The sequence below is a fragment of the uncultured Microbacterium sp. genome (assembly GCF_937927635.1).
Lineage (GTDB): Bacteria > Actinomycetota > Actinomycetes > Actinomycetales > Microbacteriaceae > Microbacterium.
Genome location: NZ_CALBRW010000025.1, coordinates 117,264 through 141,813, shown reverse-complemented (window position 1 = coordinate 141,813; position 24,550 = coordinate 117,264). Strand labels below are relative to the sequence as shown.

At 69.4% G+C, this 24,550-nt stretch carries 19 protein-coding genes; 12 read left to right on the top strand and 7 right to left on the bottom strand.

Going from position 1 to position 24,550, the window contains the following annotated elements:
* Nucleotide 1: 1 nt before the first annotated feature.
* Nucleotides 2–658, bottom strand: coding sequence for a DedA family protein (locus Q0568_RS12845; protein ID WP_298867129.1), 657 nt, complete (start codon nt 656–658; stop codon nt 2–4).
* A 69-nt stretch (nt 659–727) separates the two neighbouring features.
* On the opposite strand from Q0568_RS12845, the gene pabB reads away from it, so the two are divergent.
* From pabB to holA, 5 genes are all read left to right on the top strand, one after another.
* On the top strand, nt 728–2,008 hold the full coding sequence (gene pabB / locus Q0568_RS12840) for an aminodeoxychorismate synthase component I (protein ID WP_298867126.1): 1,281 nt from the start codon (nt 728–730) through the stop codon (nt 2,006–2,008).
* A 98-nt stretch (nt 2,009–2,106) separates the two neighbouring features.
* Nucleotides 2,107–4,599, top strand: coding sequence for a leucine--tRNA ligase (gene leuS, locus Q0568_RS12835; RefSeq protein ID WP_298867124.1), 2,493 nt, complete (start codon nt 2,107–2,109; stop codon nt 4,597–4,599).
* Between the two features lie 120 nt (nt 4,600–4,719).
* Complete coding sequence (locus tag Q0568_RS12830; RefSeq protein ID WP_298867122.1) at nt 4,720–5,349, top strand: ComEA family DNA-binding protein; 630 nt, start codon at nt 4,720–4,722, stop codon at nt 5,347–5,349.
* On the top strand, nt 5,346–7,628 hold the full coding sequence (locus Q0568_RS12825) for a ComEC/Rec2 family competence protein (RefSeq protein WP_298867120.1): 2,283 nt from the start codon (nt 5,346–5,348) through the stop codon (nt 7,626–7,628). The genes Q0568_RS12830 and Q0568_RS12825 overlap by 4 nt, the downstream gene beginning before the upstream one ends.
* Nucleotides 7,629–7,659: 31 nt before the next feature.
* Nucleotides 7,660–8,682 (top strand): DNA polymerase III subunit delta, encoded by a 1,023-nt coding sequence (holA, locus tag Q0568_RS12820; RefSeq protein WP_298867119.1) that lies wholly within the window; start codon nt 7,660–7,662, stop codon nt 8,680–8,682.
* A 77-nt stretch (nt 8,683–8,759) separates the two neighbouring features.
* On the opposite strand, the gene rpsT is transcribed toward holA, so the two are convergent.
* Nucleotides 8,760–9,020, bottom strand: coding sequence for a 30S ribosomal protein S20 (gene rpsT / locus Q0568_RS12815; protein WP_298867117.1), 261 nt, complete (start codon nt 9,018–9,020; stop codon nt 8,760–8,762).
* A 203-nt stretch (nt 9,021–9,223) separates the two neighbouring features.
* On the opposite strand from rpsT, the gene Q0568_RS12810 reads away from it, so the two are divergent.
* Both Q0568_RS12810 and Q0568_RS12805 read left to right on the top strand, forming a co-directional pair.
* Nucleotides 9,224–10,567: a GH1 family beta-glucosidase gene (locus tag Q0568_RS12810; protein WP_298867115.1), complete on the top strand. Its 1,344-nt coding sequence runs from the start codon at nt 9,224–9,226 to the stop codon at nt 10,565–10,567.
* Nucleotides 10,564–11,799 (top strand): MFS transporter, encoded by a 1,236-nt coding sequence (locus Q0568_RS12805; RefSeq protein WP_298867113.1) that lies wholly within the window; start codon nt 10,564–10,566, stop codon nt 11,797–11,799. Before Q0568_RS12810 ends, Q0568_RS12805 begins: the two co-directional genes overlap by 4 nt.
* Here the strand turns inward: Q0568_RS12805 and Q0568_RS12800 are convergent.
* From Q0568_RS12800 to Q0568_RS12780, 5 genes are all read right to left on the bottom strand, one after another.
* Nucleotides 11,750–12,472 carry an alpha/beta hydrolase gene (locus Q0568_RS12800; RefSeq protein WP_298867111.1) on the bottom strand — a complete coding sequence of 241 codons (723 nt, stop codon included), beginning with the start codon at nt 12,470–12,472 and terminating at the stop codon, nt 11,750–11,752. The two genes, Q0568_RS12805 and Q0568_RS12800, sit on opposite strands and share 50 nt — an antisense overlap.
* 82 nt (nt 12,473–12,554) lie before the next feature.
* Complete coding sequence (locus tag Q0568_RS12795; protein WP_298867109.1) at nt 12,555–14,270, bottom strand: ABC transporter family substrate-binding protein; 1,716 nt, start codon at nt 14,268–14,270, stop codon at nt 12,555–12,557.
* Between the two features lie 151 nt (nt 14,271–14,421).
* Entirely contained in the window at nt 14,422–16,365 is a 1,944-nt protein-coding gene (locus Q0568_RS12790; protein ID WP_298867107.1) for an ABC transporter ATP-binding protein, read from the bottom strand.
* On the bottom strand, nt 16,362–17,294 hold the full coding sequence (locus tag Q0568_RS12785; protein WP_298867105.1) for an ABC transporter permease: 933 nt from the start codon (nt 17,292–17,294) through the stop codon (nt 16,362–16,364). Before Q0568_RS12785 ends, Q0568_RS12790 begins: the two co-directional genes overlap by 4 nt.
* A 1-nt stretch (nt 17,295) precedes the next feature.
* Nucleotides 17,296–18,279 (bottom strand): ABC transporter permease, encoded by a 984-nt coding sequence (locus tag Q0568_RS12780; protein WP_298867103.1) that lies wholly within the window; start codon nt 18,277–18,279, stop codon nt 17,296–17,298.
* A 254-nt stretch (nt 18,280–18,533) separates the two neighbouring features.
* On the opposite strand from Q0568_RS12780, the gene lepA reads away from it, so the two are divergent.
* The 5 genes from lepA to dnaJ are packed head-to-tail and all read left to right on the top strand — an operon-like array spanning nt 18,534 to nt 24,543.
* The gene (gene lepA / locus Q0568_RS12775) at nt 18,534–20,381 is read left to right on the top strand and encodes a translation elongation factor 4 (RefSeq protein WP_298867101.1); all 1,848 of its coding nucleotides are present in this window, start codon (nt 18,534–18,536) and stop codon (nt 20,379–20,381) included.
* 51 nt (nt 20,382–20,432) lie between these two features.
* Nucleotides 20,433–21,083, top strand: a complete 651-nt coding sequence (locus tag Q0568_RS12770; protein ID WP_298867099.1) for a DUF1990 family protein — start codon at nt 20,433–20,435, stop codon at nt 21,081–21,083.
* A complete protein-coding gene (hemW, locus tag Q0568_RS12765; protein ID WP_298867097.1) occupies nt 21,083–22,315 on the top strand; it encodes a radical SAM family heme chaperone HemW in 1,233 nt (410 codons plus the stop codon). The genes Q0568_RS12770 and hemW overlap by 1 nt, the downstream gene beginning before the upstream one ends.
* A gap of 52 nt (nt 22,316–22,367) precedes the next feature.
* Nucleotides 22,368–23,408 carry a heat-inducible transcriptional repressor HrcA gene (gene hrcA / locus Q0568_RS12760; protein WP_298867095.1) on the top strand — a complete coding sequence of 347 codons (1,041 nt, stop codon included), beginning with the start codon at nt 22,368–22,370 and terminating at the stop codon, nt 23,406–23,408.
* A gap of 22 nt (nt 23,409–23,430) precedes the next feature.
* Nucleotides 23,431–24,543: a molecular chaperone DnaJ gene (gene dnaJ / locus Q0568_RS12755; RefSeq protein WP_298867093.1), complete on the top strand. Its 1,113-nt coding sequence runs from the start codon at nt 23,431–23,433 to the stop codon at nt 24,541–24,543.
* The last annotated feature ends 7 nt before the right edge of the window (nt 24,544–24,550 follow it).

Sequence of the window (24,550 nt, the reverse complement as noted above, 5' to 3'; positions counted from 1 at the left end):
TTCACGCTTCGTGCTGCGACTCATCCCTCATATGGCGCTCCTCGCGGCGGGCGATGACCCTCTTCACCACCAGCACCCCGATCAGCAGCAGGGCGATGACTCCGACGAACACGTAGCCCGCGTAGTGCACGCGCTGGGAGAGCTCGGGGTAGCTGCCCGCGGCGCTCGCGGCCAGGCCCACGTAGGCGGTGGCCCACAGCACGCAGGCCGGCAGCGTCCAGGCGATGAAGCGCCGGTACGCGTAGCCGCTCATACCGACGGTCAGGGGAACCAGGGAGTGCAGCACCGGCAGGAAGCGGGACAGGAAGATGGCGATGCCGCCGCGTCTGAGCAGGTAGCGCTCGGACCGCTCCCAGTGCTCCTCGCCGATGCGCCTGCCCAGCCAGGAGTGCCGGATGTGCGGTCCCGCCCAGCGGCCCAGCCAGAATCCCAGAGATTCGCCGATGAGTGCGCCGACGACCACGCTGATGCCCAGCGCGATGCCCTGCCCCCACGAGGCGACGCCGATCGCCGCCACGAGCACGACGGTGTCACCGGGCACGATCAGGCCCACGAGGATGCTGGTCTCCAGCATCACGGCGACCCCTGCCAGCAGCGTGCGCAGGACGGGATCGACGGACTGCACCGTCTGGATCGCCCACAGCACGAAGTCGTTCACCCCATGAGCGTACGGCCTCGGCGCCCGCGGACGCTGAGAACGGCGCCGTCCGCCCCTACGCTGGGAGACGTGCCCGCCCCCCGCCCTCTCCAGGCCCTGCCGCTGCCTGCCGTCGTCGATGCCGAAGCCGTCTTCCTGCGGCTGCTCGCCGACCGGAACGCGGCATTCTGGCTGGATGCCGGGACGGGGGCGACCGCGGGATGGAGCATCCTCGGCACCGGGCGCATCGAGCACGATCCGACGGCGGTCCGGTCCGTGCTCCTGGACGCTGCCGCACCGGAGGACGATCTGCCCTTCCGCGGCGGCTGGGTGGGCTGGCTCTCCTACGAGGGTGAGGGCGCCTGGATCGCGGTGGAGCGCGCGATCGCCGTCGACCATGCCACCGGGCGCGCGTTCGCGCTGGCCGCCGAGGACGAGGTCGATGCGTGGCGTGCAGAGGTCCTGGCTGTCGTTCCCACGGCATCCGCTGCTCCTCCGGCCGACCCTGCGCCGACCTCTGCGACCGCCCGGCACGGCGTGGACGAGTACAAGAAGCTCGTGCAGGAGTGCCGTGCCGCCATCGAACGCGGTGACGCGTACCAGCTGTGCCTCACCACGCGTTTCACCGCACCGCGTCCGTCGGACCCGCTGTCGGTCTACCGCCGGCTGCGCGCGGCGACCCCTGCGCACCACGGCGGGTTCATCCGGGTCGGGGACCGGATGCTGCTGAGCGCCAGCCCCGAGCAGTTCCTCGAGGTCGCAGGGGGAGTGGCGCGGACCAGCCCCATCAAGGGCACCCGCCCACGGGGCGCGGGTGCCGAGGAGGATGCCCGCCTGGCGGCCGAGCTGCAGGCCGATCCCAAGGAGCGCGCTGAGAACGTCATGATCGTCGACCTCATGCGCAATGACCTCTCGCACGTCGGCGTGCCGGGGACGGTCGACGTGGAGCGCCTGTGGCAGGTGGAGACGTACCCCGCCGTGCACCAGCTGGTGAGCACCGTGAGCGTGCGGCTGCGGAAGGGCACGACCGTCGGGGATCTCGTGGACGCGGCCTTTCCCGCGGGCAGCATGACCGGGGCGCCGAAGGAGTCGGCGATGGGCATCCTGCGCCGGCTGGAAGGCGCTCGCCGCGGGGTCTACTCGGGGTGCTTCGGGCACGTGGGGCTGGACGGCGGAGCGGATCTGGCTATGGTCATCCGCTCCATCGTCGTCGAACGCGATCATGCGTACGTCGGTGCGGGCGGGGGCATCACGTGGCTGTCGAAGCCGGATGCCGAGGCCGCGGAGGTCTCCGTGAAGGCCAGGGCGCCCCTCGCGGCGCTGGGGGCGGGGCTGCCTCACGAGTGGGCGGCGCTGCTCCAGTCGCGATAACCTGGGATATCCCGCTTCTCGCGGGCTCCCGGCATCTTCAGATTGGTCGTTCCTTGTCCGAGCACGCGTCCGAAACCACCACCGAACCCACTGAGGTGATGTCCGCACACGACATCCAGGCCAAGTGGCAGCAGTTCTGGGCGGAGGACGAGACGTTCCTCGCCGGCGGTGCGGACGACGAGCGGCCCCGCAAGTACATCCTGGGCATGTTCCCGTACCCCTCCGGCGACCTGCACATGGGACACGCGATCAACTACCTGTACCCCGACATCGTGGCGCGCTACTGGCGGCATCGCGGGCACAACGTGCTGAACCCCATCGGCTGGGACTCCTTCGGCCTGCCCGCCGAGAACGCCGCCATCAAGCGCGGAGCGGACCCGCGCGAGTGGACGTACAAGAACATCGATCAGCACAAGGCGGGCTTCCGCGGCTACGGCATGTCGTACGACTGGTCGCGCGTGCTGCACACCTCCGACCCGGAGTACTACCGCTGGAACCAGTGGCTGTTCCTGAAGCTGCACGAGCGCGGGCTGGCGTACCGCCGCAAGAGCGCCGTGAACTGGTGCCCCAAGGATCAGACCGTGCTGGCCAACGAGCAGGTCGTCGACGGGCGCTGCGAGCGCTGCGGCACCGAGGTCGTGAAGAAGAAGCTCACCCAGTGGTACTTCAAGATCACCGAGTACGCCGATCGGCTGCTGGACGACCTGGACACGCTCGAGGGGCACTGGCCGCACAAGGTGCTGCAGATGCAGCGCAACTGGATCGGCCGCTCCACCGGCGCCGACGTGGACTTCCGCATCGAGGGCCGTGACGAGCCGGTCACGGTGTTCACCACGCGCCCCGACACCCTGCACGGCGCCACCTTCTTCGTGGTGGCACCTGATTCCGATCTGGCCGCGGAGTTGGCATCGGGATCCTCCGCCGAGGTGCGCATGCGCTTCCAGGACTACCTGGAGCAGGTGCAGAAGCAGTCCGAGATCGAGCGGCAGTCCACCGACCGCCCCAAGACCGGCGTGTTCCTGGACCGCTATGCGATCAACCCCGTCAACGGCGTGCGGATGCCCATCTGGGCGGCCGACTACGTGCTGGCCGACTACGGCCACGGCGCGGTGATGGCCGTGCCCGCGCACGACCAGCGCGACCTGGACTTCGCCCGCGCCTTCGACCTGCCCGTGCGCGTGGTGCTGGACACCACGGTGTCCGGCGGCGCGAACGAGGGAGAGGACCTGGCCGAGCTCGACCCGGCGGTCACCGGGAAGGCGCTGGCTGGCAACGGCCGCATGACCGGCTCCGGCGACCTCGACGGGCTGGAGAAGAACGAGGCCATCGCCCGCACCATCCAGACACTGAGCGCCGCGGGCGCCGGTCGCGCGGCGAAGAACTTCCGCCTGCGCGATTGGCTGATCTCGCGTCAGCGCTTCTGGGGCACCCCGATCCCCATGCTGCACCTGCAGGACGGCTCGGTCGTGCCGGTCCCCGAGGGCCGTCTGCCCGTGCGCCTGCCTGACGTGGAGGGCCTGGACCTGCGCCCCAAGGGCACCTCGCCGCTGGGCGCCGCCGAGTCGTGGGTGCGCACGGTCGACCCCGCCTCGGGCGAGCCCGCGCTGCGCGACCCCGACACCATGGACACCTTCGTGGACAGCTCGTGGTACTTCCTGCGCTTCCTGTCGCCGAACAGCGACCAGTTCGCGTTCGACCCGGCCGAGGCCAGGCGCTGGGCCCCGGTCGACGGCTACTTCGGCGGCGTCGAGCACGCCATCCTGCACCTGCTGTACGCGCGCTTCATCACCAAGGTGCTCTTCGACATGGGGCTGATCGACTTCCAGGAGCCGTTCTCCAACCTGGTCAACCAGGGCATGGTCATCATGGACGGCTCCAAGATGTCCAAGAGCAAGGGCAACCTCGTCGAACTGTCCGACCTGCTGGGCCAGTACGGCGCCGACGCGCTGCGCCTGGGACTGGCCTTCGCGGGCCCCGTGGAGGACGACAAGGAGTGGAACGGCGTCTCGCTGTCCGGCGCGCAGAAGTTCCTCTCCCGTGCGCTGCGCGCCGGAGACGAGACCTCCAGCCCGGTGGGGGCGGATGCCTCCCGCGGCGACGTCGTGCTGCGCCGCATCACGCACCGCCTGCTGGCCGACGCCCCGACCCTGGTCGAGCAGACCAAGTTCAACGTGCTGGTCGCGCGCCTGATGGAGCTGGTCAACGGCATCCGCAAGACCATCGACGCGGGCGCCGGCGCTGCCGACCCCGCCGTGCGCGAGGCGACCGAGACCGTCGCGCTGCTGCTGGAGCCCATCGCCCCGCACACCGCCGAGGAGCTGTGGTCGCGTCTGGGTCATACGCCGTCGCTGAGCGAGATCGCCTGGCCGGATGCCGACCCCGCGCTGCTCGTGCAGGACACGGTGACCACGGCCGTGCAGGTGAACGGCAAGGTCCGTGCGACTCTCGACGTGCCCGCCGACATCGGCGAGGCCGATCTGGAGGCCGCCGCCCGCGCCGACGAGAAGGTGCAGCGGGCACTGGAGGGCAAGGAGATCGTGCGCGTGATCGTGCGCGCCCCGAAGATCGTCAACTTCGCCGTCAAGGGCTGAACTCAGGACGGGGTCCTGGGGTCGTCGAGAACTCCTGCACATCCGCGTGATGCGCAGGAGTTCTCCACATGCGCCGGGATTCCGGCATCCACCGTCCGCATGGGTGCGTAGCGTGACGGAGTGCCCGCATCTCAGCCGTCAGAACAGGAGGCCCCGCCGCGCCCTCGCCTGAGGCTGGGCATCGGCGCGGCGGTCACGCTGGGGCTGGTCGTGCTGTCCGCCGCAGTGGGCTGGGGCATCCTGCGCGGGCAGTCGACGCCCGTGGACGCGATCAGCCTGAAGGGCGGCTCGTCGACCTCGGCGCCGGCCGACGGGAACGGCGGGCTGTACGTGCACGTGCTGGGCGAGGTCGAGCACCCCGGCCTGTACATCCTCGAGGCCGACGCGCGGCTGGTCGACGCGCTGGCCGCCGCCGGCGGGACGCGGGAGGATGCCGACCTGCAGGCTGTGAACCTCGCCCGCGCGCTCACCGACGGGGAGCAGATCATCGTGCCGGCCAAGGGAGCGGCATCCGGCGGCGCCGCGGGCGCGACCGCGCCCTCGGCCATCGGCGCGGACGGGAAGGTCGATCTCAACGCCGCCACGCAGGACGACCTGGAGACGCTGCCGCGGATCGGCCCGGCGCTCGCGCAGCGCATCCTGGACTGGCGGGAGGAGAACGGCAGATTTCGCGCCGTCGACGACCTGCTGGCGGTGCCGGGCATCGGCGACAAGCTGCTGGCCGGGATGCGCGACAAGGTGCGCGTGTGAAGGACCTGCGCACCGGCATCCTGGCGCTGCTGCTCTGGGCGGTGGCGCTGCTGTGCATCCAACTGCCGGTGCTGGCGCTGCCGCTGGCGGGCGCCTGCGGTGCGGGGGCTGCCGGGGTGCTGCTGGCGGGCCGGTGGCGGCGGGGCTTCGTCGTGCTGGTGCTGCTGTGCGCGAGCGCAGTGGGGCTGGTCGTCGCCGGGGCTCAGCCGCAGCGCGCCGTGCTGGCACAGTCCGACGGGCGGGCGGTGGAGGCCGTCGTGGAGGTCGCATCGTCGGCATCCGTGGGACAGGACGGGCGCCTGTGGTTCGACGCCCAGACTGTGGTAGCCGGGCCGCCCGGTCGCATGGAGCCGTTGAGCGCTCGCGTGCGGGTCGGCGTGGAACCCGTCCCCGGGGTCGACATGGGCGCCCGCCTGCGGGTGACGGGTCAGGGCAAGGCCACCGGGCCTGCTGAGCAGGCGGGGCTGGTGATCTTCGGCACGGACGTGGAGGTCGTATCGCCGGCATCCGGGGTCTTCGCCGTCGCCGCCGACACGCGGGCGACGTTCGTGGCCCGCGCCACGCGCCTGCCCGAGCCCGGTGCCGGCCTGCTGCCCGGGCTCGCCGTCGGCGACACCCGGGCGGTCTCGCCGGAGCTGAACGACGCCATGATCGCATCGGGGCTCTCGCACCTGACGGCTGTCTCCGGCAGCAACTGCATGGTGATCGTCGCCGCCGTGTTCTGGCTGGTCTCGCTGGCGGGCGGCAGCCGCGCGCTGAGGGTCGTGCTCTCGTTGACCGCGCTGGGCGCGTTCGTCGTGCTGGTCACCCCGGAGCCCAGCGTGGTGCGCGCGGCGGTCATGGCGGCGCTGGCGATGCTCAGCATCCTGCTGGGGCGACCCAGCGCGGGCCTGGCCATGCTGTCGCTGGCCGTGTGCGGACTGCTCATCGCGGATCCGTGGTTCGCGGCGTCGCCGGGCTTCGCCCTGTCGGCGGCGGCCACGGCCGCGCTGCTGGTGCTGTCCCGGCCGCTGCTGCGGGGTCTGGGACGTTGGATGCCGGCGCCACTGGCCCTCGCCCTGTCGGTGCCGCTGGCAGCCCAGGTCGTGTGCGGACCGATCATCGCGCTGTTCTCCGATCAGCAGTCGCTGGTCGCCGTCGTGGCCAACCTCATCGCCGAGCCCGCCGCGCCCATCGCCACGGTCGTGGGTCTGCTGGCATGCCTGACCGCGGGCATCCCGCCGCTGGCCGACCTGCTGGCGGCCGCAGCCTGGCTTCCTGCGGCCTGGATCGACACCACGGCGACGGTGAGCGCGGGACTGCCCGGAGCCACGGTCGCGGTGGTGGCCGGCCCGGTCGCGGCAGTCATCGTGGCTGCGCTGAGCATCGCCGTCGTGGTCGTACTGGCCAGGCCCCGCAGGCGGTGGCTGCGCACCGCATCCGCAGTCGTCCTGATCGTCGCGCTGGCAGCCGCGGGCGGGCGGATGCTGCTCAGCGGCCCTCTGGCGCCGTTGACGACACCGTCGGACTGGGCTGTGGCGGCCTGCGACATCGGCCAGGGAGATGCCGTGCTGCTGCGCTCGGCGGGGATGACCGCCCTCGTCGACACCGGACCCGACCCTGATCTGCTGACGCGCTGCCTGGCGCAGACCGGCGTCTCCCGCGTCGACCTGCTGGTGCTCACGCACTTCGACCTGGATCACGTCGGCGGCACCTCCGCGGTCTTCGGGAAGGTGGGAACCGTGCTGCACGGACCCGTCACAGAGGACGACGAGCGGCGGATGCTGGCACGACTGGTCGACGGGGGAGCGAGGCTGCAGGACGCCAGCACCGGGCTGTCCGGCACGCTCGGCGACGCGCGCTGGCGAGTGCTGTGGCCGGATGCCGATCCGCGCGTCTTCCCCTCAGGCAATGACGCCAGCGTCGTGCTGGAGGTCTCCGGCGGCGGCATCCCGCGCACCGTCCTGCTGGGTGACCTGGGCCAGGGCTCCCAGCGGCTGCTGCTGAGCTCGGGCCGACTGCACGGCGCGTACGACGTCGTGAAGGTCGCGCACCATGGCAGCCGCGACCAGGAGCCCGGCCTGTACGAGGCCGTCCGCGCCTCGGTCGGGCTGATCAGCGTGGGGGCGGACAACGACTACGGACACCCGCGTCCGGAGACTCTGGCACTGCTGGAAGCCGCGGGCACCCGGGCGCTGCGCACCGACCGACGCGGCACGATCCTGCTGGGCGAGCGCGACGGCGAGCTGCTGATGTGGTCCACCCGCGCTCCGCCGGGAGAGCCCCCATCCGAAGGGTGACGATGTCTTCACCGCCGATAGGCTGGAGAGCATGGCAGCACCGAAGACCGCGAAGGGCGCGAAGATCCCGCAGATCTCATGGCGCGAGCCTCGCCCCGCACCCATCGTGCTGGTCTCCGGGCCCGAGGAGGTGCTGGCCGAGCGTGCCATCGCCGGCGTGCGCGACTACCTGCGCGCCGAAGACGCGGCGCTGGAGGTCAGCGACATCCGTGCCGACGACTACGCCGCGGGCACGCTGCTGGGGGTCACCTCGCCGTCGCTGTTCGGCGAGCCGCGACTGGTGCGCGTGGCCGGGGTCGAGAAGTGCACGGACGCCTTCCTGCAGGAGGCCGTGAAGTACCTCGAGCACCCGCAGGAGGGCGCGACGGTCATCCTGCGCCACACCGGCGCCACCGTGCGGGGCAAGAAGCTGCTGGACGCCGTGCGCGCGGGCACCGGCGGCGGCATCGAGATCCCGTGCGCGGCCGTCAAGCGCGACGGCGACCGCGTGGACTTCGCGGCGGGGGAGTTCAAGGCCGCCCGCAAGCGCATCGCGCCGACCGCGCTGCGCTCCCTGGTCTCGGCCTTCGCCGACGACCTCACCGAACTCGCCGCCGCCTGCCAGCAGCTGATCGGCGACGTCGAGGGCGACATCACCGACGAGGTCGTCACCCGCTACTACGGCGGACGTGTCGAGGTGTCCGCGTTCGTGGTGGCCGACACGGCCATCGCCGGCCGCTACGGCGAGGCACTGATCGCCCTGCGGCACGCCCTCGCCTCCGGCGCCGACCCGGTGCCCATGGTCGCCGCCTTCGCCATGAAGCTGCGCACCATGGCGCGCGTGGCGGGCAACCGCGAGCCCAGCCGTCAGCTCGCGCAGCGCCTGGGGATGAAGGACTGGCAGGTCGACCGCGCCCGCCGCGATCTGCACGGCTGGAACGAGCGCTCTCTGGGCATGGCCATCCAGGCCACCGCCCGCGCGGACGCCGACGTCAAGGGCGCCGCGCGCGACCCGATCTTCGCACTGGAGCGCATGGTGGCCGTCGTCGCCACCCGCGAGCCGTACGGCGCCTGAGCGGCTGCGGCAGGCCGGCATCCGGACAACGCAGAAGGCCGCCCCGCGAACGGGACGGCCTTCTCATGTCTGCGGGCTCAGAGAGCGGCGACCTGCTTGGCGATGGCCGACTTGCGGTTCTTCGCCTGGTTCTTGTGCACGACGCCCTTGCTGACGGCCTTGTCGAGCTTGACGGACGCGACCTTGAGGGCGGCCTCAGCAGCCTCCTTGTCGCCGGCGACGACGGCCTCGCGGGTCTTGCGGACGACGGTCTTCAGCTCGCTCTTGACGGCCCGGTTGCGCTCCTGCGCCTTCAGGTTGGTCTTGTTGCGCTTGATCTGCGACTTGATGTTTGCCACGTGTGGACGCTTTCTGTCTGGATGGGAATCGGATGCTGCAGACGAGAGAGGGCGTCGACAGCGGTCGTGAGGGACGAACCCACACGCAAGCCAAGAGTCAATGCTACCAGCACCGGGCACCCGCACGCGAAACGGCGGGGCTCCGCGCGCCATGCGCGGGATTCGGTCGCGCGATATGTGGAACCGGGTGCACAATCGAGCCTATGACGTCACCGCTGCCGATCATGCGCTGGTCCACAGCCACCTCCGCCTTCCAGATCGAGGGCTCCCGCACCGCCGACGGCCGCAGCAGATCCATCTGGGACGACTTCGTCGACCGGCCCGGCGCCGTGGTCGACGGCGGAACCGCGGAGCCCGCCTGCGACAGCTATCGCCGAACGGCGGATGACATCGCGCTGCTCGCCGACCTGGGTGTTGACGGCTACCGCTTCTCGATCCCGTGGGTGCGCATCCAGCCCGGCGGAGCGGGACCTGTGAATCAGCGCGCGCTGGACCACTACGAGAGGTTCGTCGACGAGCTGCTCGAGCACGGCATCACCCCCGAGCCCACGCTCTACCACTGGGAACTGCCCGTCGAGCTCGAGGCCGACGGCGGCTGGCTGAACCGCGACATCGTCGACCGCTTCGCCGAATACGCGGGGCTCGTGGGCGCGCGCCTGGCCGACCGGGCGGCGCGCTGGTACACGATCAACGAAGCGGCGATGACCACGCTGCAGGGCTACGGCACCGGCGAGCTCGCCCCGGCGAAGCAGCTGCTGTTCGGGGCGCTGCCCACCGTGCACCACCAGCTGCTCGCGCACGCGCGCGCAGCCTCCGTCCTGCGCGCGGCCGGAGCGGCACAGGTGGGACTCACCAACAACCACACCCTGGTGATCCCCGCAAGCGGATCGGATGCCGATCTCACCGCCGCGCGTGTCTACGACCTCGTGCACAACAGGATGTTCTCCGAACCCCTGCTGACCGGTGCCTATCCCGACATCCAGGCACTGGGGCTGCCTCCGATGCCGGTGCAGGACGGCGACCTGGACGAGATCGCCGCATCCTGCGACTTCTACGGCGTGAACTTCTACAACCCCACCACCGTGGGCGCGGCCCCCGAGGGCAGTCCCGTCCCGTTCGATCTGCTGCCCACGCCGGGCGCGCCGCTGACGGGCTTCGGCTGGCCCGTCGTCCCCGAGGCCCTGCGCGACTTCCTCGTGGACCTCAGCCACCGGCATCCGGACATGCCGCCGATCGTGATCGGCGAGAACGGGGCATCCTTCCCCGAACCAGACGCCGCCGGACGCGTGCAGGACGACGCCCGCATCGACTACCTCTCCCGGCACATCGACGCAGTCGCCCAGGCCATCGAGCAGGGCGTGCAGGTGGACGAGTACACGGTCTGGTCGCTGATGGACAACTTCGAATGGGCCGACGGGTACACGCAGCGCTTCGGGCTCGTGCACGTGGACTTCGCCACCGGCATCCGCACTCCCAAGGCGTCGTACGACTGGTATCGCGACCTGATCCGCCGATCCCGCACCGCGCGCGAGGAGCGCGTCCGATGACCGCCACGGCCAGGGTCGGCGCCCGCTGGATGACCCTGTTCACCCTGGCGTGGCTGGCCATCTGGACCGTGCAGCTCACCCCGGTTCAGCTGCTGCTGCCGCTGCAGCTGAACACCTCCGACGACGACTGGATCCGCGGCGTGGTCTCCTCGGGCTTCGTACTGGGCATCGGAGGGCTGTTCGGCATCATCGCGGCCCCGTTTGTGGGCGCGATCTCCGATCGCTCCCGCTCCTCACGCGGACGCCGCCGCCCCTGGGCGCTGGCGGGCGTCTGGCTGGCAGCGGTGTTCCTCGTGCTCACCGGGCTCGTCGACGGCCCCTGGCTGGTCGGCGCGTGCTGGGTGGGGGTGTCGATCGGCATCTCGGTGGCGTCCGCGGCGTTCACCGCCCTCATCGCCGACCAGCTGCCGCCCGCGCAGCGCGGTGCGGCGTCGTCGGCCGTCGGATCCAGCCAGGCCGTCGGCATCGTGCTGGGCGTGGGCCTGGTCGTGCTCCTCGGACTCGGCGTGCTGGCCGGCTACCTGCTGCTGGCCGTCGTCATCGCCGTGGTCGGCACGCTGGCCGCGCTGCTGCTGCCGGATCCGCCGGCAGTGGCATCCGAGCTGCCGCAGCGCACCGCGAACCGCGGACGGCTCGCCTCGCTGCGCGATCGCGACTTCGCCTGGATGCTGTGGGGCCGGCTCGTCGCGAACATCGGCAACGCACTGGGCACGGCGCTGTTCCTCTTCTTCCTGCTGCACGGCCTTGACCAGCCCGAGGCCCAGGCGCAGGACAACCTGCTGCTGCTGATCGTCGTCTACACGGTGTTCGTCGTGATCGCCTCGGTGCTCACCGGCATCCTCTCCGACCGCACCGGCAGGCGGCGCGGGCTGACGGTCGCCGCCACCTTCGTGCAGGCGGCGTCCGGCGTGGCGATCGTGATCCTGCCGACGTTCGAGATGACCATGATCGCGGCGGCTCTGATGGGCCTCGGCTACGGCGCGTTCTCCACGGTGGGCCTGGCGTTCGCCACCGACCTGCTGCCCGACGAGCAGGACCACGCCAGGGACCTCGGCATCGTCAACGTCACCGCGGCGTTGGGGCAGCTCATCGGACCCATGGTGGGCGCGGGGCTGGTCGCGCTGGTCGGCGGCTTCTGGCTGGTGTTCCTGATGGCTGCCGTGCTGTCTGTGCTGGGTGGCCTCATGACCGCTCTCGCACGGTCGCCAGAGCCAGTCCCAGCACCGCGTTGAACACGCGTGGCCGCATGGCCGTGACCAGGTGCGTCGTGCGGGGCACGACGATCAGCTCGGCGTGCGGGGCGAGTCGGCGGAACAGCCGCTCGTGCGTGCGCAGCTGGTCGAACTGGCCGTTCACGAACCAGAGCGGGATGCGGATGCGCGCCACCGCCGTCGTGAGATCCAATGCCGCCAGGCTCCGCAGCGCCGCATCCTGGGCATCCAGCGCGTACCCGCCGGCGCCGAAGTCCGCGCGCGTCTCCGAAGGGATCGTCGCATCGAGAATCCGCTCGGTGATCCAGCTTCCGTGGTCCGGGAGCCTGTTGACGGCTCCCGCGACCATCCGGTAGGCGGCCAGTCCTGCGCCGCGGGGGAGCGCGCTGCAGGAAGCCGCCACCAGTCCCGCCACCGGCGGCGTCTGCTCGCCGCCGGTGTACGCCAATGACAGCAGCCCGCCCATCGAGTGCCCCACCAGCAGCACCGGCCCCTGTTCCGCAGCCCTGCGGACAGCCGCATCGATCGTGTGCAGGGCCTCGTGCAGGGTGAAATCCTCGTCCATGCGGGTGCCGTGCCCAGGCAGATCGACCGCCGTCGCCGGGATTCCCACCGCCTCGAGATAGGCCAGCTGGGCACGCCACATCGTCGCGGAGGTGCGGATGCCGTGCACCAGGACGACCTGCTCGTTCACGCTCCCAGCATAGGAAAGCGGGGCCGGTGGATGAACCACCGGCCCCGCCTCATTTCGACAGGCTCAGTGACCTGCCTCGGGATTACTTCTCCCAGCCGACGTTCTCAACGGGCTGCACGCCGAAGAGGTCCAGGCCCACGTAGGGCTCGGGGGTCAGGTTGGCGAGACCCTTCTTCGTGGCGGAGATCGACGGACCGTTGTACAGCGGGATCAGACCCCACTCCTTGAAGATCTGCGCTTCGAGCTTCATCGCGGCCGCGGTCTGCTTGACCGGGTCGCTGATCGACTCGACGTCCTCGTGGATCTTCTTGTCGGTCTCGGCGTTCTGCACGCCGGAGAGGTTCAGACCCTGATCCGTGCAGTACAGCTGGCAGAACCATGCGGCGCCGAACGGGTCGGAGGAGGTGAAGCGAAGACCCGCGACATCCCAGTTCTTCGACGTGTAGTCATCGGAGAACTTGTTCGACGGACGGACGTCGACCTTCAGGTCGATGCCGACCTCCTTCTCCATCTTCTGCAGCGACTGCGCAAGGGCTGCCTGCGTGGGGTCGTCGCTGAAGATGGGGTAGGTGACGGACAGCTTCACGCCGTCCTTCTCGCGGATGCCGTCGGAGCCCTTCGCCCAGCCGGCGTCGTCGAGGATCTTGTTGGCTTCCTTCGCGTCGTACTTGTAACCGGCCTCCTTGAGCGCGTTGCTGTAGCCCGGCTGGAACGAGAACAGCGTGAAGGAGCCCGCGGGCTCCTCCTTGTAGTCCAGGCCGTTCCACGCGATCTTCTTCTGCTGGTCGATGTTGATCGCCATGAAGAAGGCCTTGCGGACCTCGACGTCCTTGAACTGCGGCTTGTCGGCGTCGACCTCGAGCAGCGTGTTCGCGGTCTGCTGGGCGCGGTGGATGGTGATGTCCTTCATGTCCGCGACCTGCGCCAGGCGGTCCTTGGTGCCGACGCCGACCATGTCGATCTCGCCGTTCTTGAAGGCGTTGATCGAGGCCTGCGAATCCATCGCGGTGAAGGTGACCTCGTCGAGCATGGGCTTGTCGCCCCACCACTTGTCGTTCGGCTTGAACGAGATGAAGCCCTTGTTGGCGTCGAACTGGTCGACGGTGTACGGGCCGGCACCCCACTCGGCGTGCGGGTTGCTGATCATCGCCTTGTTGAAGTTGTCCGGAGTGGCCATCTTCGGGTGGATGACACCCGTCAGGAACGGCATCTGCGGCCAGGCGAACTCGCCCTTGAAGGTGACGATGGCGGTCTTGGGCGTGTCGCCCTGCACGACCGACTCGATCTCCTTGTAGCCGTCCGTGGCGTTGGGGTTGAAGCCCTCGTCGGTGGAACGGTTGGCCTTCCACGTGGCGTCGATGGCGGTCCAGTCCATCGGGGTGCCGTCGTTCCAGGTGGCCTTGTCGGTGAAGGTGAACGTCAGGACCGTCTTGCCGTCCTTGACCTCGTTCTTCCACTCCGACAGGTAGTTGTCGTTCTTGTAGGGGGTGCCGTCCGGCTTCATCAGCATGATCTGCGGCGTGTACCACGCGGCGAGAGTGGCGGTTCCCGCGCTGCCGTCGCTGTTGAACGCGTTGAGCTGCTCGGGGATCTCGCCGATCGCGAAGTTGACCTTGCCGCCCTGCTTCAGGTTCTCGCGGGGCTGGGGGTTGTAGTCCGCTGCCTGCGTCTCGGTCGCGCCCTTGCTTCCCGAGTTTCCGTTGTCACCGGTGTTTCCGGTGTTGGCTGCACACCCGCTCAATACGAGTGCGAAAGCGCCGGAGATTGCCAGCGCTCCCATCAGCTTGTGCTGCTTCATGGTGCTCCTTTCGCCTTTCGGCGTGTCATTAGGGAGAGTAGTTGGCTTCGGGACCGATCCGACGCGCACGTGAGTGAATCGTGACTAACCGTTGACTAACCGTTATTTCGCTGTGACGCGACGGTCATCGCCCCGGGGAACCCGCTGAGGATCAGACGGTCGCCGGCCTGGTCGTCATGGTCTCCGGGTCGAAGATCACGCGCTGGCGCGTGCGCTCGATGTCGGGGTCGGGCACGGGGATGGCCGACAGCAGCGCCTGCGTGTAGGGGTGCTGCGGGTTGTCGAAGACGTCGTCCACGTCGCCGTACTCCACGAACTCGCCGAGGTACATCACGGCCACGCGATCGGCGATGTGCCGGATCACGGAGAGGTCGTGCGCCACGAACAGGTACGACAGCCCCAGTTTGACCTTCAGCTCGTCCAGCAGGTTGATGACGCCCGCCTGGATCGACACGTCCAGTGCCGAGACGGGCTCGTCGAGGACCACGATCTTGGGGTTGGTCGACAGGGCGCGAGCGATGCCGATGCGCTGCCGCTGGCCGCCCGAGAACGCGCCGGGGAAGCGGTCGCGGTGCGCGGGGTTGAGCCCCACCAGATCCATGAGCTCCTGCACACGGGTGTGGATCTCGTCGCGGTGCATGCCGATGGCATGCATGGGTTCCGCGATGATGTCGGTCACCGTCATGCGCGGGTCCAGCGCCCCCATCGGATCCTGGAACACGATCTGGATGTCGTGGCGGAGCTCGCGCTCCAGCCTGCGGTTGTGCAGGCCGTTCACGCTCGTGCCGCCGATGATGATGTCGCCGTCTTCCTGCTTGACCAGGTCCATGATCTGGAGGAGTGTCGTGGTCTTGCCGGATCCGGACTCGCCCACGATGGCCATCGTCTCGCCCTCGCGGACGTCGAAGCTGATGCCCTTGACGGCCTGCACCTCGCCCACCTTGCGCTTGAACAGGGCGCCCTTCAGCAGCGGGAACGTCTTCTTCATGTTCCGCACCTCGAGCGTCACCGGGCGCTCCTCGCGCGGGATGCGGGTGAGGGTGCTCTCGTGCACCTCGGCCACGGGGTACACGGGCAGGCCGCCGATGAGGCCTGACGCGTCGATCTCCTCGGCCCGGATGCAGGCGGCCACGTGCCGCTCACCGCTGTCGGAGTGCACCGGCACCAGGTCGGGCTCGCGACGGTGGCAGGCGTCGATGGCGATCGGGCAGCGCGAGGCGAACGGGCAGGCGTCCGGCAGGTCGATCAGCAGCGGCGGGTTGCCCTTGATGGGGATCAGGGGCTCCTTCTCCGCCTTGTCCACGCGGGGGATGGCCCCCAGCAGGCCGATCGAGTACGGCATCCGCGTGTTGTGGAACAGCTCGTGCGCGGGGGCGTGCTCCACGGGCTTGCCCGCGTACATCACCATCACGTCGTCGGCCGTGCGAGCCACCACACCCATGTCGTGGGTGATCATGATCACGGCGGCGCCGGTCTCGTCCTGCGCCTTCTCGATCAGGTCGAGGATCTGCGCCTGGATCGTGACGTCCAGGGCCGTGGTGGGCTCGTCGCAGATGATCAGTCGCGGATTGTTGGCCATCGCGATGGCGATGACCACGCGCTGGCGCATGCCGCCGGAGAACTCGTGCGGGAACGACTTCATCCGCCGCTCCGGGAACGAGATGCCGACGACCTTGAGCAGTTCGATCGATCGCTCCCAGGCCGCGGCCTTGGACATTCCGTGGTGCGCGGTCAGCGCCTCCACCAACTGGTCGCCGATGGTGAACACCGGCGTCAGCGAGGTCAGGGGATCCTGGAAGATCATGGCCATGCCGTTGCCGCGGATCATCGACATCTGCTTGTCGGACTTGCCGAGCAGCTCCTGGCCGTCGAACTGCACGGATCCCGTGACCTTCGCGTTCTCGTCGAGCAGGCCCATGATGGCCAGCGAGGTCACGGACTTGCCCGATCCGGACTCACCGACGATGCCGAGTGTCTTGCCGGCCTCGAGGTCGAAGGAGACGCCGCGGACGGCGTCGACCCGACCAGCCTCCGAGGCGAAGCTGACCTTGAGGTCGCGGACGGAGAGGACGGTGTTGGAGGTGGGGGTGCTCATGCGCGGCCTCCTGCCGCAGAAGTGGGATCGAGGGCGTCGCGCAGACCGTCGGCGACGAGAGCCATCGACACGGTCAGCAGCGTCAGCGCCAGTGCGGGGAAGTAGAACAGCCAGGGGGCGCTGGTCACGCTGGCCGCGCCCGTGCCGATCAGGGAACCGAGCGAGACGTCGGGGAGCTTCACGCCGAAGCCGATGAACGACAGGCCGGTCTCGGTGCCCACCGCGCCGACGATGCCGAGCGTGAAGTTGATCACCAGCAGCGAGCCGATGTTGGGCACCAGGTGACGCAGCACGATCTTCATGCCCGGCACGCCCATGTAGCGCGCGGCGGAGACGTACTCGCGCTCGCGCAGCGACAGCGCCAGCGTCCAGATGACGCGAGCGGGGAAGAACCAGCTGACGAAGATCATCGCCAGCGAGATCACACGCCAGTCGCCGCCGGCGTCGTTGGAGACGAGAGCCAGGATCAGGAAGGTCGGCACGACCATCAGGAAGTGGATGATCAGCAGCGTGAACTGCTCGATGCGGCCGCGGAAGTATGCCGCCGCGGTTCCGACGACGGCGGACAGGGCGGTCACGCCGATGGAGACGGTGATGGCGATCATCAGCGAGCGCTGCAGCCCGACGGCGGTCTGGGTCCAGGTGTCGTTTCCGCCTGCGGTGGTGCCGAACCAGTGCTCCGACGAGGGGCCGGTGCTGAGGTTGAGGAAGTCCTGGTCCTCGATCGTGTACGGCGACGTGAGGGGGACGATGATCGAGTAGATCACCATCAGCACGAAGATCACGATGCCGGCGACGGCCGGCTTGTTGCGCAGGAAGCGGCGCGTGTACAGCGTCCACTTGCTCAGCTGCTTGCCGGGGATGCGCTCGGCGGTGGTGTCGGGGCCGACGGGCGGCTGCACTGCGGGGTCGATCATCTCGGTGCTCATGTCAGCTCACCCTCACTCGCGGATCCAGGACGACGACGGCGATGTCGGCCAGCAGGGCGCCGATCGCGGTCAGCACGGCCCCGAAGGCAGCGACGGCGACCACGCCGTGGATGTCGTTCCCGGTGATAGTGGTCAGGAAGTAGCGGCCCATGCCCTGCCAGGCGAAGATCGTCTCGGTCAGGATCGCGCCGGTGAAGATGCCGGGGATCGAGAACGCGACCTGCGTGGCGACCGGGATGAGCGAGGTGCGCAGCGCGTGGCGCCGGATGGCCTGCTGCTTGGTGAGGCCCTTGGCGCGGGCCGTTCGCACGTAGTCGGCGCTGATGTTGTCCAGCAGCAGGGTGCGCTGCAGGAAGTGGTACTGCGCGTAGCCGATGACCACCAGGGCGATGGTGGGCAGGATGAGATGCTGCAGCGCGTCGATGAGCACCGGGAAGAACCCGGTCACACCCTCGGATGACGAACCCGTGACGAAGAAGACCCGGGTGCCGACCCAGTTGTTGAAGTTGATGGCCAGGATCACCACCGCGAGGCCCGCGACGATGATGTTGACGTTCATCGTGACGATCGAGATGCCCTGCCAGACGCGGTCACCCAGCTTGTACTGGCGGGATGCCGTGTACACGCCGATCCAGATGCCCAGCAGCGTCATGATGATCGTGGCGCCGAGCACCAGCTCCGCGCTGATCCACATCCGGTACGCGACCTGCTCGTTGACCGAGCCGCCGGTCGGGCTCACGCCCCAGTCCCAGCGCAGGATGATCCCCGTGAACCAGGTCCACCACCTGTCCAGCAGCGGAACTCCGGCGTCGAGGTTGCGGGGGCGAAGCAGGTTCTGGATCTGCTCGGGGCTCAACGGAGGCTTCCTGCCGACGTAGTTGCTGCGCGGATCGAGGAAGGACCAGGCCAGGAGGTAGGTGACATTGGTCGCGACCACGATCATCAGCAGCCAGCCGAGTGTCCGGCGCACGAGATACTTGATCAAGGTGGTGATTCTTTCTCTTCTACAGACGCGCGCGGGATCTGCCGACGCAACGCTGGGTCGGGATGATTCAAACACCATCCGTCTCGTTTTGCACACCGGCAGCCCGCGTCGGCTGTGACGGAGTCCTGTGTCGCACGGCTCTCCCGAGGAGGGCGGCGGCAACTTCGCGAGACTATCATCGTGGGGCCCGAATGGAGGATTCACCCGCACGACTCGTAGACTTGCCGGGATCCCTCCTCCCGTTCAAGGACCACATGTCACCCCGCGCACTCACCCCGCTCCCACCCGCTGCGACGCCCGCGTCGCAGATCCGGAATTTCTGCATCATCGCCCACATCGACCACGGCAAGTCGACCCTCGCCGATCGGATGCTGCAGATCACCGGCGTGGTGTCCGACCGCGACATGCGCGCCCAGTACCTGGACCGGATGGACATCGAGCGCGAGCGCGGCATCACCATCAAGAGCCAGGCCGTGCGGATGCCGTGGCAGACGGATGCCGGAACCTACGCGCTCAACATGATCGACACTCCCGGGCACGTCGACTTCACCTACGAGGTGTCGCGGTCGCTCGCGGCCTGCGAGGGCGCCATCCTGCTGGTCGACGCAGCGCAGGGCATCGAGGCGCAGACTCTCGCCAACCTGTACCTGGCGCTGGAGAACGATCTGACGATCATCCCGGTGCTCAACAAGATCGACCTTCCCGCCGCCGATCCCGAGAAATTCGCCAAGGAGCTCGCCGACCTCATCGGCGGGAGTCCCGAGGACGTGCTGCGGGTCTCCGGCAAGACCGGCGTCGGCGTGGAGGCGCTGCTGGACCGGATCGTCAGCGAGGTTCCTGCGCCCACGGGAGACGTCGACGCTCCCGCCCGCGCCATGATCTTCGACTCCGTCTACGACGCGTACCGCGGCGTGGTCACCTACGTGCGCATGGTGGACGGCAAGCTGCAGCCCCGTGAGCGCATCCAGATGATGTCCACCGGCGCGAATCACGACCTGCTGGAGATCGGCGTGTCCAGCCCGGAGCCGGTCCCCACCAAGGGGCTCGGCGTCGGCGAGGTCGGGTACCTCATCACCGGTGTGAAGGATGTGCGCCAGTCGAAGGTCGGCGACACCGTCACGACCGCCCGGCGTCCGGCATCCGAAGCGCTGGCCGGGTACACCGACCCGAAGCCGATGGTCTTCTCGGGCATCTACCCGATCGACGGCAGCGACTACGCCGAGCTGCGCGAGGCGCTGGACAAGCTCAAGCTCTCCGACGCGTCGCTGCAGTACGAGCCCGAGACCTCGGTCGCGCTGGGGTTCGGCTTCCGCTGCGGATTCCTCGGCCTGCTGCACCTGGAGATCATCCAGGAGCGGCTGTCGCGCGAGTTCGGACTCGACCTGATCACCACCGCGCCCAGCGTGATCTACGAGGTCACCACCGACACGGGGGAGAAGGTCACGGTCACCAACCCCAGCGAGTACCCCGACGGGCGCGTGGCATCCGTCGCCGAGCCGATGGTGAAGACCGCCATCCTGCTGCCGAAGGACTACGTCGGCACCGTGATGGAGCTGTGCCAGTCGCGGCGCGGGTCGCTGCTGGGTATGGAGTACTTCTCTGAGGAGCGCGTCGAGCTGCGGTACAACATGCCGCTCGGCGAGATCGTCTTCGACTTCTTCGATCAGCTCAAGTCGAAGACGCAGGGCTATGCCTCGCTGGACTACGAGCCCAACGGGGAGCAGGAGGCCGACCTGGTCAAGGTCGACATCCTGCTGCAGGGCGAGAAGGTCGACGCGTTCAGCTCGATCGTGCATCGTGACAAGGCGTACTCGTACGGCACCATGATGGCCGAGCGGCTGCGCAAGCTGATCCCTCGCCAGCAGTTCGAGGTGCCCATCCAGGCCGCCATCGGCGCGCGGATCATCGCCCGCGAGACCATCCGCGCCATCCGCAAGGACGTGCTCGCCAAGTGCTACGGCGGTGATATCAGCCGCAAGCGCAAGCTGCTCGAGAAGCAGAAGGAGGGCAAGAAGCGCATGAAGATGGTCGGCCGCGTCGAGGTGCCCCAGGAGGCGTTCATCGCCGCGCTCTCGGGCGACGTCGAGGGCAAGAAGCAGTAGTCCCGCACGTCGTGCGGGTGCTGTTCAGGCACGTCGAATAGGGTTGGATTCATGCGTCGCGGGACATTCCGAGAAGGCACGGTGGACTACGCCGCGGTCGGGGCCACTCATGCCCCCGACCTGATGCAGTACCCGCCGGAGGGCAGCATCCCGGCCGAGGAGTCCTGGCGGATCGGCAGCGGCGAGGACCGCTTCCGCACCGCCGGCGAGGCGCTGCTGTCGTGGACGGCGCAGCGCGCGGGCGGACTGGAGCTCAGCGACGTGCGACCGGCGTCCGGCGAGAGCTACACCGGCGTCAGCTTCGACGCCGAGGGCACTCCGATCGCCCCCAACCGGAGCCAGGTCGAGCAGCGCTTCGACGCCGAGGGCACTCCGTTCGTCGCGCCGGGGATGACGCTCAAGGTGCGCGGCCGCGTCAAGGGCATGCGGGCGGACGCCGAGCTGCGGGTGATCTCCGTCACCGAGGAGCGTCGCCGGATCGGCTTCGTGCTGGGCACCGTCGCCGGCTCGACGGTCAGCGGCGAGGAGTCGTTCGACATCGACTGGCGCGAGGACACCGACGAGGTGTGGTTCACCGTGCGCGCCTTCGACACGCCGACCTCGATGCTGTACAAGCTCCCGGGCATGGTGCGTCGTCGCCGGCGAGAGCTGTTCTCGCGCTATCTTCGGGCCATCTCCCCCCTGTACGCCACTCCCATCTGATGGGCGGGCCTCTTCCTCTGGGCGACCCGGCTCCCGCCGACGGACGCTTTCCCACGGGGTTCCCCGTCGATCCCGCCGTCCCGTTCTCGGCCTACCTGCACGTGCCGTTCTGCCGCGTGCGCTGCGGCTACTGCGACTTCAACACCTACACGGCCACCGAACTGCGCGGGGCCAGGCAGGATCAGTACGCCGATACGCTGATCCGCGAGATCGAGCTGGCCCGCGGCGTGCTCGACGAGGTCGGCGGGGTGCGTCCGATGGACACCGTCTTCTTCGGCGGCGGCACGCCCACGCTGCTGCCGGCGGGCGACCTCGCGAGGATGCTGCAGGCCGCGACCGACGCGTTCGGCATCCGCGACGGTGCGGAGGTGACCGTCGAGGCGAACCCCGACACCGTCACGCCGCAGGTCGTTCAGACGCTGCTCGAGGCCGGTGTCACCCGCATGTCCATCGGGATGCAGTCCGCCGTGCCGCATGTGCTGGCGGCGCTGGACCGCACGCACGACCCCGAGAACGTGACGACCGCCGTGCGCTTCGCCCGCGAGGCGGGACTCGACGTGAGCGTGGACCTGATCTACGGGGCGCCGGGGGAGTCGCTCGCCGATTGGGAGCGGTCGCTGGATGTCGCGCTGGAGCTGGAGCCCGACCACATCTCGGCGTATGCGCTGATCATCGAGGACGGCACGAAGCTCGCCAGACAGATCCGCCGCGGCGAGGTCCCTGCACCCGACGACGACCTGCAGGCGGACATGTACGAGCTGGCTGACCGGCGGCTGGCGGATGCCGGCTTCGACTGGTACGAGGTCAGCAACTGGGCGCGCACTCCGACAGGCTCGGCGACCCATCAGTCCCGGCACAACTTCGCGTACTGGCGCGGCTTCGACTGGTGGGGCTTCGGCCCGGGGGCGCACAGCCATGTCGCGGGCCTGCGCTGGTGGAACGTGAAGCATCCCGCCGCGTACGCGCAGCGGCTGTCACTGGGCGAGTCGCCCGCCGCGGGACGCGAGCGGCCCGACGAGCAGGCGCGCACCCTGGAGCGCGTGCTGCTGCGCAGCCGGCTCGCCGAGGGCCTGCCCGTCGAGGACATCGCCGAGACGCACCGCGACCGGGTGGCCGAGCTCATCTCCGACGGCCTGGTGGACGCGGCATCCGCTCTGCGTGACCGCCGTGTGCGCCTGACCCTGCGTGGGCGCCTGCTGGCGGATGCCGTGGTGCGCACCCTCACGGAGTAGGCCCCGGGGTAGGATTGGCACTCTAGAGGTAAGAGTGCCAGCGGGAGGGATCATGGTCACAGAACGGGGACTCGAGGTCCTCCGCGCGATCGTGCAGGACTACGTCGCCACTCACGAGCCCGTCGGCAGCAGGTCGATCGTCGAGCGGCACGCGTTCGGCGTCTCCGCGGCGACCATCCGCAACGACATGGCGCAGCTGGAGGACGAGGAGCTCATCGCCGCCCCGCACACGTCGTCGGGGCGCGTGCCCACAGACAAGGGGTACCGCGTCTTCGTGAACCACCTCGCGCAGGTGCGTCCGCTCTCCACCGGACAGCGCAATGCCATCGAGACGTTCCTCGCCGACCCCGCCGATCTCGATGACCTGATGGCCCGCACCGTGCGGGTGCTCACGCAGCTGACCGGTCAGGTCGCTCTGGCGCAGTATCCGTCGTTCGCGCGCGCCAGCATCACGCACATCGAGCTGGTCGCGCTGGCGCTCAATCGGATGCTGGTGATCCTCGTCACGGACGCCGGCGGCGTCTCGCAGCGGATCGCGCCGCTTCCCATCGATCTGGACGAGGCGGATGTGGCGGTGCTGCGCGCGCAGCTGGCCGCGCTGATCACCGGGCGCGCCGTCAGCGATGCGGCCGACCGCATCCTGTCGCTGGCCGCACCCGAGCAGCCCGGCGCGCGCCGGCTGCAGCCCGCGCTGCTGGCCCTGACCGCGGTGATCTCCGAGGAGCTCGCGGAGTTCCGGCAGGAGAAGCTCGTGATGGCGGGGGCTGCCACGCTGGCGCGGCGCGAGCAGGACTTCCGCGGCAGCATCCATCCGCTGCTGGAGGCCATCGAGGAGCAGGTCACGCTGCTGCGGCTGATGAGTGAGATGGTGACGGACGAGCACGGGCTGGCCACCAGCATCGGGCTCGAGAACGCGTCTTTCGGCCTCGGCGAGGCGTCGATCGTGACCAGCGACTACGCGGCGCCAGGAGGCACGGCCAGGGTCGGGGTCATGGGCCCCACCCGCATGGACTACCCGAGCACCCTCGCGGCCGCCCGCGCCGTGGCGCGCTACCTGTCGCGCATGCTCGAAGAAGACGGAACGACCCGGTGACCCGGGTGTCAGAAAGGTGATCGTGGCGGACCATTACGAAGTCCTCGGGGTGTCCCGGGACGCCAGCCAGGACGAGATCAAGAAGGCGTACCGCAAGCTCGCCAGGCAGCTGCACCCCGATGTGAACCCGAGCGAGGAGGCGTCCGAGCGGTTCAAGCTCGTCACGCACGCCTACGACGTGCTGGGTGACGAGGAGTCCCGCCGGCGATACGACATGGGCGGCGACGAGCACGCCGGCGGCTTCAGCGGCTTCGGCGGGTTCGGCGACATCTTCGAGACGTTCTTCGGCGCCGGTGCGGGCGGCGGGCGCCAGGCGCGCCCGCGTTCCCGGCGGGAGCGCGGCGAGGACGCCCTCGTGCGGGTCACGATGGACCTGGGCGACGTCGTCTTCGGCGCGCACCGCGACATCGAGGTCGACACCGCCGTGCTGTGCGAGACCTGTCAGGGCAGCTGCTGCGCGCCCGGCACCTCGCCGGTCACCTGCGATGTGTGCGGCGGCTCCGGCCACGTGCAGCGCCAGGTGCGCAGCCTGCTGGGCAATGTCATCACCACGCAGCCGTGCGGCACCTGCGAGGGCTTCGGCACGGTCATCGAGGTGCCCTGCGGCGGCTGCGCCGGCCAGGGGCGGGTCCGCACCCGTCGCACCGTGTCGCTCGACATCCCGGCGGGTGTCGAGACCGGCCTGCGCCTGCAGCTGCCGGGCTCCGGCGCGGTGGGCCGCGCGGGCGGACCGAACGGCGACCTGTACGTCGAGGTGACCGTGGCCCCGCATCCGGTGTTCAGCCGCGAGGGCGACGATCTGCTGGCCACGCTCGAGGTGTCGATGGCGGACGCCATCCTCGGCACCACCACGAGCATCGACGGTCTGGACGGGCAGGTCGACCTGGAGCTGCGCGCCGGCGTGCAGTCCGGAGACGTGCTGACCATCGCCGGCCGCGGTGTCACGCCGCTGCGCGGCACCCAGCGCGGCGACCTGCGCGTGGGCGTGCAGGTGGTCACGCCCACCAAGCTGGACTCCGCGCAGCGCAAGCTCATCGAGGACTTCGCAAAGAAGAGCAAGGCTCCGGCACCCAAGCTCGCGCAGTTCCAGCAGGGGCTGTTCTCGAAGCTGCGCGACCGCTTCCGCAGCCACTGACCCCGAC